Source organism: Rhodoferax ferrireducens, assembly GCF_049302455.1.
Taxonomy (GTDB): Bacteria; Pseudomonadota; Gammaproteobacteria; order Burkholderiales; family Burkholderiaceae_C; genus Rhodoferax; species Rhodoferax ferrireducens_B.
In genome coordinates, this window is record NZ_JBAQMD010000051.1 from 1 (window position 1) to 8,561 (window position 8,561).

Consider the following 8,561-nt stretch of genomic DNA (forward strand, 5'->3'; position numbering starts at 1 on the left):
CGCGTACACCAGCCGCCAGCCGCGCGACTCGATAAAACGCGCCTGCTGGAAAAACGGCCGGCGCACCACGAAGGACCAAGTGCTGGAAAACACCGTGCTCATGCCGCCGATGCGCCCGGTCAACACGAACAGCAGCGCCGCACCCGAGCCAATGATGAGCCCGCCCAGCAGATAGTGCTGCCAGCCGAGGGGGAATAGAGAAAGTGAAAGGTTCATGGGGGAGGATTATCCGTGGGTGGATTACTTGGGATCTGACTCCGATGCGCGGGTCCACACCAGCAGGAGGTTATTGGCCGGCATGGCATGCCGGGCGGTCAGCTGCAGGCCGGCGCGGGTGGCTTCTTGCGCGACCTCTTCACGCCCGCGAATGCCCCAGTCGGGACTTTGCGCGCGCAGGCTTTGGTCGAACGCCAGGTTGCCCGCGGCGGTCGGCACCTCGTCTTCCAGATACGGCCCGTAGGTGACGAGCAGGCCGCCCGGCGCCAGGTGCCGGGCACTGCCGCGCATCAACCCGGCGCAGCTCGTCCACGGCGAGATGTGCAGCATGTTGGCGCAGTAGATCAGGTCAAACTGGGCGTCCTCTGCCAGCCAGCGCGGCGCCATCACGTCCAGCAGCAAGGGCGTGCGCACCTGGGTCAAGCCCTGCTGGGCCACGTGCTGGGCGATGACGCTTAAAGCGCCGGGCTGGGCGTCGGTGGGCTGCCAGGTCCAACGCGGCAGATGGGCGGCAAACCAGATGACATGCTGGCCGGTCCCCGAGGCAATCTCCAACGCGCTGCCGCGTTCGGGCAACATCTGGCGAAGCACTTCGAGGATGGGCTGCTGGTTGCGCTCGGCCGCGGGGCTGAAGTCGGCTTGTGACATGGTGTAAGTGTAGAGATCAGGGTTTGTTAACGAAAGTGGGCTGTAGCCCCCGTGTAATAAGCACATTAAGCTATATAAACTGTAGCATACCCCGTTCGATGCTGAATGCCCGGCGCAAGCAGTTTGTGGAAAACCAGCCTACCATGATGCCATCCCCAACTCAATGAATGGAAAAAAATGACTGACCATAATCTGTTTGAAACGTTCCATCTGGGCAAGCTCTCCCTGAGTAATCGTCTGGTGATGAACCCGATGACTCGTTGCCGTGCCGACGCCGCTGGCGTGCCCAACCCGTTGATGGCCGAGTACTACGCCCAGCGCGCCAGCGCCGGCTTGATCATTACCGAGGGCATCGCCCCCAGCGCCAACGGCAAGGGCTACGCCCGCATACCGGGCCTGTGGAGCAGCGCGCAAGTGCAGGCGTGGAAGGCCGTGACCAGCGCCGTGCACGCCGCCCAGGGCGTGATCTTTGCCCAGCTCATGCACTCGGGGCGCGTCAGCCACCCGGCCAACATGGCCGCAGGCACGAAGATCGTGGCGCCCAGCGCCATTGCCCTGGCCGGCCAGATGTACACCGACGCGCTGGGCCTGCAGGACTACCCGGTGCCGCAAGCCATGACGGAGGCCGACATCGCCCAGGCCAAAGCCGAGATCGTGCAAGCCGCCAGGAACGCCATTGCCGCCGGGTTTGACGGCGTCGAACTGCACGGTGCCAACGGCTACTTGCTGGAGCAATTTCTCAGCCCCGACACCAACCAGCGCACCGACGCCTGGGGTGGCAGCGTGGAAAAACGCATGCGCTTTGTGCTGGAAGTGGCGCGCGAGACAGCGGCCGCCATCGGTGGCGACAAGCTGGGCATTCGCCTCTCGCCCTATGGCACCAACGCGGGCATGGGCGCCTACCCCGAGGTGGAAGAAACCTATTTGAAACTGTTGCCGCTGCTGGCCGATGCCGGCCTGGTCTACGTCCACATTGCGGACCATGCCGCCATGGGCGCGCCGCCGGTGCCGCTGGCTTTCAAGCAGGCCCTGCGCAAAGCCTGGCCGCGCACCTTTTTCATCGGCGGCAGTTTCGAGCAGGCTTCGGGCCAGCAGGCCGTGCACGATGGCTTGGTGGACCTGGTCGGCATGGGCCGCGCCTTTCTGGCCAACCCGGATCTGGTGGCGCGTTTCAAAAAGGGTTTGCCACTCAATGCGCCCGATGCCGACACCTTCTTCACACCGGGCGCCAAAGGCTACACCGACTATCCGGTGGCTGCGGTCTGAGAAAGCCCGTGAGCGCCATGGCAGGCGAGTTACGTTTGGCTACGTTCTTCACGTGCATGCTGTAGACGGTTCGCAGGGAACTGCGTTTAATAGGCACAAAGGCAATTCGTGCCTCGTTAAGGAGAAATCTATGAAGACAGCCATCATGGTCAACCGTTCCGTCTTTCTGGCGGGTGCCACGGCAACACTGGCAATTGCTGCCCTGGTTTTTGCCGATTCTGCCCAGGCCAGAGACAACGTGTACTGGTCAGTGGGTGTGGGTGCGCCTGGGGTGGCGGTGAATGTGGGCAATGCAGGTCCGGTGTATATGCAGGCGGCGCCCGTCTATACCGTCTATATTGAGCCAGAGCCGATTTATTATGAGCCGCGCCCCGTGTATGTCAGGCCTGCACCGATCTATGTTCAACCGCAGGTCTACTACGGTCGCCCCCAAGGCTGGAACAAGCACCATGGCCCGCGATTTGTGCAGGCAGGGGGCTACGGCGGTGGCTATTACGACCGGAGCTATGCGCCGGTGTCACGGGTTTATTACCAGCGAGAAGGCCGGGGCGACGGCCGGCATGACCGACGACATGAAGATTGACGCTAACGTTGGTTAGCGCCATGTGAGCTTCCCGCGAGCCCTGCAGCCGCGCCGTCAATACCGGGTAAGTCTCTGCTTGTCCTACACGGCGTTAACCGATGCAGGGCAACAATGAACTCTCTGAGTTCATCTACAAAGTCGGGAAACCCTATGAAACCCAAACTCTTCACTGCTTCATTATTGGCATCAGCCTTGTTCGTCGGACTGGGGCTTTCTCCGGTCATGGCGCAAGGCACCAACACGCCTCGTATTGACCAGGCGCAGCAAGCGATCAGTGCGCGCATCCAGCAAGGCCTGGCGTCCGGCCACATCACGCCGTCCGAGGCGCGCGAGCTCTATCGCCGGGATCGCGACATTGAAATTCGCGAAAGCCGCTTCAAGTCGGATGGCCGGGCCACTGCGCAGGAGCGTCAGCAGTTGCGCGCCGATGTGGATGCCCTGAGCGCCGACGTTGAACGCATGATCAGCAACCGCGACGTGGTCGGGCAGTCCGGCAGCACGCCGGGCATCGACAGCCGTCAGGTCAATATCAGCGAGCGCATCGACGAAGGTGTCCGCTCTGGTCACATCAGCCAGCGCGAAGCGCGTCGCTTGTACAGCCGCGAGCGCGACATTGCACGCCTTGAGGCCCGCTTCAAGCGTGACGGTGTCGTTACCCCGCCGGAACGCCGTCAACTGCGCAATGCACTTACGAAATTGCGCAACGACGTGGAGCGGATGATTCGCAAAGACCCCCGCGGTCGGGGTTATTAATCACCCTTCAGGCGCTCACCGCGCCTGAGCCTGCTACGCCATCAAGCCCAGCTTGGCGCTGAGTTCAGCGGCATCGGGCGCTGCGCACACGGTGTTGTGCTGTTCTGTGAACGGTCCGCCACCGGGTAGCACGTTGCCCGCGGCGTCATAACCAACGGCCTTGAATTTCCAGGCGCTGCCAATGTGCTTGAGATTGCCCACGTGTGATCCATCGGGCAGGTGCACGCTGCGCACATCGGCGTTGACAAAGGTGAGTGTGAGTGCGGCCACGGCCAAGTCAGTGGGTGACAAACTCGTAAGCCACGTCTTCGCTCTCCACCATGTCCAGGATGTCGTTCAGGACATCGTTGTCCTCCGTGCTGCTCCAGGTTTCCTCGGGGTTGCTGGCGAACAGCGGCTCGATGGCAAGGTCCAGAAACTGCTTGTTGGGGAGCTTCAACACATGCCCGCCTTCAGACGTTTCGACCAGTTCCCAGTCATCCGGGACTGACATTTCCAGTTTGATGGTGACGTTGAGTTTCTTCATGGTGTTCCTTTGTGGCTAAGGCCGCAAGGTTAACCCAAGGCGCGCCGAGAATTCCTAAACGGGGTTTGTCTTGCCCGGTTGCGCAGCTTCCTTGGCGTACAGCTTGGCCGCGATGTAGTCACCGTGGCTGACGTGCAGCAAACCGGCAATTTTGCTGATCAGGTGGTTTTCGTTGGCATCCAGGTGCCCGTCTGCATAGGCGACTTGCCACATGTATTCCACGACCTGGATTTTTTGGGCCTGCGTGAACTGGTCGTTCATCGCGCTGGTAAAACGAAAGTAGTCGTTGGCGCTCTTGGCGGTGTGTTCCGCTTGCGCCAGCAGTCGGGCCAGTTCATCGTCGCTCAAGGCAAACTTGTTGCGCAGTGCCGTCACGGTGGCGGTGCGCTCCATGGCGGTGACGTCGGCGTCAGAGCGCATCACCTCGACCAGCAGCACGGCCGTAGCCAACTGCAGGCCGTGCGCCTCATCGAAGGTCGACTGGCCGTCGTCAGGCATGAAGAATTGGGTCAGCAGGTTTTTGAGTGGATTCAGCATGGCTCTGGTTGTTTGCGTCGCCTGTTTGGCGGCATGTTTCAGCTTGGACTGTACGGTGCGGGAAAGGTTGCACGGAAGTCTAACGCTGTCAATGAAATGAGTGTGAAATTGGCCTCTAGCCCCCGTGGAATATGGATAAGTAGCTATATAAATAGTGGCAACTGCTTATCGCATCGCAGCCACCATCGGCAAGAGGGACTTGCAGCGCGGGTAGTTGCTGCAACCCCAAAACGCCGCGCCGCCTTTGATTGGTGTGCGCTCCAGCAGCTTGATGCCACAGCTCGCGCAGGTGGGGCGCCAGTACTCGCCTTCATGCGCCACCGCCAATAGCGCTTGCTGTTGCTCCGGCGTGCGCTTGGCAATCAGTGCCAGCAGGGCAGGCCCGTCCATGGCGTTGATGCCGTTGTCTTTGGCGAACTGCTGCGCGTCCGTCGTGTAGGTGGACGTGGTGGCATAGGTGCCGCGCTTGAGCTGGTGCGAGGCCATCACGCCAAAGAACTCGCGGATCTCTTTCACCCCCACCGCCTTGCCCTGCCAGTGCTTGCACTGCACCTCTAGCCCCCGTGGAATATGCGCGAGTAGCTATAAAAATAGTAGCATCCGGTTGACCTCAACCTCGCTCTCTAGAATCCTGCCAACAGATTAATAAAGCACTTTGCCCACGGGCAAGTGAAACGGGAGTGCTACTTATGGCCTTCAGAGCCGCAGCACGTTGTTGCACAAACCTTTGGGCAGGGCGTCACCATGCGTTATGACGGAAGCCTGAAAAAATGGAATGCTGAGCGCGGCTTTGGATTCATCGTGGCTGACGATGGCGGGCAAGAGCTGTTTGCCCACATCTCCGCCTTTGCGCGCGACGGCCAATTGCCCACCGTGGGTGAGCGACTTTCGTTTGAGGTGGAGCCGGACCGTGACGGAAAGAAACGCGCTGTGCGGGTGCGTCGCGCGGGTGCCGTGCCGGCCGCGCGAGCCCACACCGCCAACCGCAGTTTCCGCGTCAGTCGAACCGGACGCAACCAACACAAGACAGGGTTTGGCAGCAAATTGATTGTCTTGGCTATCCTGGCGGCGCTGGGCTGGTTTGCGTACAGCAAGTACGCCAACTACGGGATGAAGATCCCATCAGCACCCGCCACGCGGGAGGAACCCGCACTCTCAACGCCTGCCGGGTTTCAATGCGATGGCCGCAAGCAATGCTCGCAAATGACCTCGTGCAAAGAGGCCAAAGCCTTCCTGAAAAACTGCCCGGGAATGGAGATGGACGGTAACCACGACGGCGTGCCCTGCGAGCAGCAGTGGTGCACTCATCCCTTCGCGGAGTGACGGCAGTTTGACTGGCGTTGTATAGTCATTTAGGCCTCTATCCACCGTGGAATAAGCTCAAGTAGCTATAAAAAATATAGCGATTTATCGTCAGGATAAAGCCAAGATTTGACTTTTCAACGTTGGCAGGTCTTGCTGGATGGTCTGCCAAACGATGGCATGGTCCACTGTGAAGTACCCGTGCGAAAGCGCGTTGCGCATTTCGTAGGCGAAGCCCCAAGGCACCTCCGCGTGCTCAGTGGCAAAGACTGGGTTGTTTTTTGCAACGTTGTTGCACGCCTCGCCAATCACTTCCAGGTTGCGGATCACGGCATCACGGGTTTTCCGATCTGCCATGAATGCCGCCAAATCCATCCCAGCGGTGTAGTCCTGAATGTTGCCGATGGCTTCCAGAATGTGCTGCAGGTAGTCTGCAACGCGCAACGTGTCCGCCCGACTCATACAGGCATGGCCTCGCGCAACACTTGATTCCGGAACTTGGATGGCAGGCCGTTGGGTGTGAGTACATCCACTTCCAGCCCCAGCAGGTTTTTCAACTCAAAGCGAATCGCGCCAATATCCATCATCGTTGTCTGCGGTGTGGGCTCCACCAGCAGATCGAGGTCACTGCCCGAAACATCGTCGCCGTGAAGCGCCGAGCCAAACACCCGCACGCCGCTGACATGGTGGCTCAGCGCAATCTCGCGGATGCGTGTGCGGTGCAGGGACAGGGCTTCAGAGGGGCGCATGGAGTGAAGTGTACTTCGGCAAGTTTCTCTGGAGTAGCGCAATGAAATAGGGCGATTCCAAACGAAGTTTTATATACGATTTAGGCCTCTAGCCCCCGTGCGATATACGCAAGAAGCTATAAAAATGGTAGCGACTGAAAGTTAGCCGCTGTCAAAGACTGCCGCTTCACCTTATCCCGCGTCTTGCCTTGCGGACTCTTCCACTCCAGCCGGCCATTGGCAGAGCGGCCCATGAGCGCCATGGTGGAAGAAGATCATGCTGCATACCTTTGTCCCATTCGAGTTACCCGATCGAATGTAAATACATGTTCGGTCGGAACTTCTGAGCAGCACCCGAATACGCGTCGGTAGTTGGGGCCATAGCCGTACCTGAGTTCAATATTTCCTGCGCAAATTGGGCAAACGGCGCTATAGCGAACCAGTCGGACATAGCGGTGGGCTGCATCTTTTGCCATGTCGAGTTGGACTGAATCTTCTTTTAAGGCCGCGAGCATGTCACCCGTCAAACAAATTCGATCCTCCACCAGCCACACCCAAGGACGAATGAGAAATTGCCAAGAAATCCACCCAAAAGTCGGTAAAGACAATAGCAGAACGAGGTCACTTGTTTGGAGCGGTCTATTGAAGTTCCGCATTTCAAAGATGAGATATCCGAAGAATAGAAAAAGACCGATGGTTGACAGCATCCATGCTGCCCACATCAGGCCGCGGCCTGATCGGGTAACAAAAGCACCTTGGCCCATGACAAACCGACCGAGCCAGCTTAGTTTGATGTCGCCCGGCGCGGTCACTTCATAGGTGATGTCTGCTTTAATCACCGCCATACCGTTGGACGCCAAGTCTTCCTGCGTATTTTGTGCACCGTAGGATTCCGCGCTGCCTTCAGGCGCTATTTCATATATCGAAAAATACCAGGGTGCGCGGTGATGGCCAGTTGAGTCACGCTTCACCAACCTCAGCGTTTGGGAATGACCATGCTTTAAAAAGAAGGCTTCGAGGTCGGCGCGGCGGCCATCCAAATATTTGGCGGGATTGGCTCGGTTAAACCACTGCTTGGCCGCGTCATATTCCCATACGCGGTCGGGTTGACACGTTTGCGCGACGTCCAAGACCTCGATCTCACGAAGCTGCTGATTCGCGTTGTCCGCTCTGGCAAGAGTCGCCGTTGCCATCATTTTCAGAATTTTCCAGACGTTCAAGTCTGATGGCGTCTCATGCAGCCATTCAATCAGGCACTCAACCAATGCTTTCATAACCCTCCCTGTACCGGTATGTGGGTGGTTGGGGACTGGTTCGATCCCACTCCACCCGGAACACTGAGTACTCCTCAACTTAGTTTTTCAAGGAGTATTTCAATGTCATCGTTTTTTGGTTTCAATGAGTCTAATTATCTGGTGCATGTCAACGAGGTCTCGCGGGGCCTGGCTTGCCAGTGCCGTTGCGTGACGTGTGACGAGCCGCTAGTCGCCCGCCAGGGCGAAAAGCGCGAACACCATTTTGCCCACGCCTCTAACCGCGAACCCTGTGAATCAAATCACGAGTCACTTCTGCACCGCTATGCAAAGCAATTGATTGTGCAGGCATCGGGACTGGTGGCTCCCATGACGCCAGCTGTTGCCCATTACTTTGGTTTTACGGACACATCGTCACCCAGCATCTTGCAAGCATTGCTACCCGCCAATGAAGAGGTTGCAATGGGTTCTATCAGGCCAGACATATTGCTGGTGACCACCGATGGCGTTCAGGTGGCAATCGAAATCGCCTATTCATCATTTTGCGACCTCGTCAAAGCCGCGGAATTTGAGCGGCTCAGCCTTCCTGCTCTGGAAATTAATCTCAGCAAATTCACCCCAGACCCCTGATGGCCACCCAAATTCCCCCACTTGTGGCCACCTCAAATTCCCCCACCCTGAGCGCGGCGTGATGGCTGGTTAAACCTGGCTATTGCACCGCCTGGGTCAATACCCGGCAGGACGTTACC

General features: G+C 58.5%; 14 protein-coding genes. 5 read left to right on the top strand and 9 right to left on the bottom strand.

Translation table 11 applies throughout. The features are described from left to right. Both WA157_RS08980 and WA157_RS08985 read right to left on the bottom strand, forming a co-directional pair. A partial coding sequence (locus WA157_RS08980; RefSeq protein WP_422620609.1) for a YeeE/YedE family protein occupies positions 1–216 on the bottom strand: 216 nt, incomplete at its 3' end. A gap of 24 nt (positions 217–240) precedes the next feature. Continuing rightward, positions 241–864 (bottom strand): DUF938 domain-containing protein, encoded by a 624-nt coding sequence (locus WA157_RS08985; protein ID WP_422620610.1) that lies wholly within the window; start codon positions 862–864, stop codon positions 241–243. A gap of 177 nt (positions 865–1,041) precedes the next feature. On the opposite strand from WA157_RS08985, the gene WA157_RS08990 reads away from it, so the two are divergent. From WA157_RS08990 to WA157_RS09000, 3 genes are all read left to right on the top strand, one after another. Beyond that, positions 1,042–2,130, top strand: coding sequence for an alkene reductase (locus WA157_RS08990; RefSeq protein WP_422620611.1), 1,089 nt, complete (start codon positions 1,042–1,044; stop codon positions 2,128–2,130). A gap of 130 nt (positions 2,131–2,260) precedes the next feature. After that, positions 2,261–2,713, top strand: coding sequence for a hypothetical protein (locus tag WA157_RS08995; protein WP_422620612.1), 453 nt, complete (start codon positions 2,261–2,263; stop codon positions 2,711–2,713). Positions 2,714–2,863: 150 nt separating this feature from the next. Then, on the top strand, positions 2,864–3,466 hold the full coding sequence (locus WA157_RS09000) for a hypothetical protein (RefSeq protein ID WP_422620613.1): 603 nt from the start codon (positions 2,864–2,866) through the stop codon (positions 3,464–3,466). Between the two features lie 33 nt (positions 3,467–3,499). Here the strand turns inward: WA157_RS09000 and WA157_RS09005 are convergent, their stop codons facing one another. The 4 genes from WA157_RS09005 to WA157_RS09020 form a co-directional block, all read right to left on the bottom strand. Then, positions 3,500–3,757 carry a hypothetical protein gene (locus tag WA157_RS09005; RefSeq protein WP_422620614.1) on the bottom strand — a complete coding sequence of 86 codons (258 nt, stop codon included), beginning with the start codon at positions 3,755–3,757 and terminating at the stop codon, positions 3,500–3,502. Continuing rightward, a complete protein-coding gene (locus WA157_RS09010) occupies positions 3,744–3,992 on the bottom strand; it encodes a hypothetical protein (protein WP_011464114.1) in 249 nt (82 codons plus the stop codon). Before WA157_RS09010 ends, WA157_RS09005 begins: the two co-directional genes overlap by 14 nt. Before the next feature lie 54 nt (positions 3,993–4,046). Then, positions 4,047–4,529 (bottom strand): TerB family tellurite resistance protein, encoded by a 483-nt coding sequence (locus WA157_RS09015; RefSeq protein ID WP_422620615.1) that lies wholly within the window; start codon positions 4,527–4,529, stop codon positions 4,047–4,049. 165 nt (positions 4,530–4,694) lie between these two features. Next, positions 4,695–5,081 (bottom strand): restriction endonuclease, encoded by a 387-nt coding sequence (locus WA157_RS09020; protein WP_422620616.1) that lies wholly within the window; start codon positions 5,079–5,081, stop codon positions 4,695–4,697. 192 nt (positions 5,082–5,273) lie between these two features. Here WA157_RS09020 and WA157_RS09025 point away from each other — a divergent pair, with 192 nt between their 5' ends. Next, positions 5,274–5,852, top strand: a complete 579-nt coding sequence (locus WA157_RS09025; RefSeq protein WP_422620617.1) for a cold shock domain-containing protein — start codon at positions 5,274–5,276, stop codon at positions 5,850–5,852. Between the two features lie 90 nt (positions 5,853–5,942). On the opposite strand, the gene WA157_RS09030 is transcribed toward WA157_RS09025, so the two are convergent. From WA157_RS09030 to WA157_RS09040, 3 genes are all read right to left on the bottom strand, one after another. Next, entirely contained in the window at positions 5,943–6,275 is a 333-nt protein-coding gene (locus WA157_RS09030) for a DUF86 domain-containing protein (RefSeq protein ID WP_422620618.1), read from the bottom strand. Positions 6,276–6,289: 14 nt separating this feature from the next. Next, positions 6,290–6,580: a nucleotidyltransferase family protein gene (locus tag WA157_RS09035; protein ID WP_422620619.1), complete on the bottom strand. Its 291-nt coding sequence runs from the start codon at positions 6,578–6,580 to the stop codon at positions 6,290–6,292. A gap of 254 nt (positions 6,581–6,834) precedes the next feature. Beyond that, on the bottom strand, positions 6,835–7,833 hold the full coding sequence (locus WA157_RS09040) for a hypothetical protein (RefSeq protein ID WP_422620620.1): 999 nt from the start codon (positions 7,831–7,833) through the stop codon (positions 6,835–6,837). A gap of 102 nt (positions 7,834–7,935) precedes the next feature. Here WA157_RS09040 and WA157_RS09045 point away from each other — a divergent pair, with 102 nt between their 5' ends. Continuing rightward, positions 7,936–8,442 (top strand): competence protein CoiA family protein, encoded by a 507-nt coding sequence (locus tag WA157_RS09045; protein WP_422620621.1) that lies wholly within the window; start codon positions 7,936–7,938, stop codon positions 8,440–8,442. Positions 8,443–8,561: the final 119 nt, after the last annotated feature.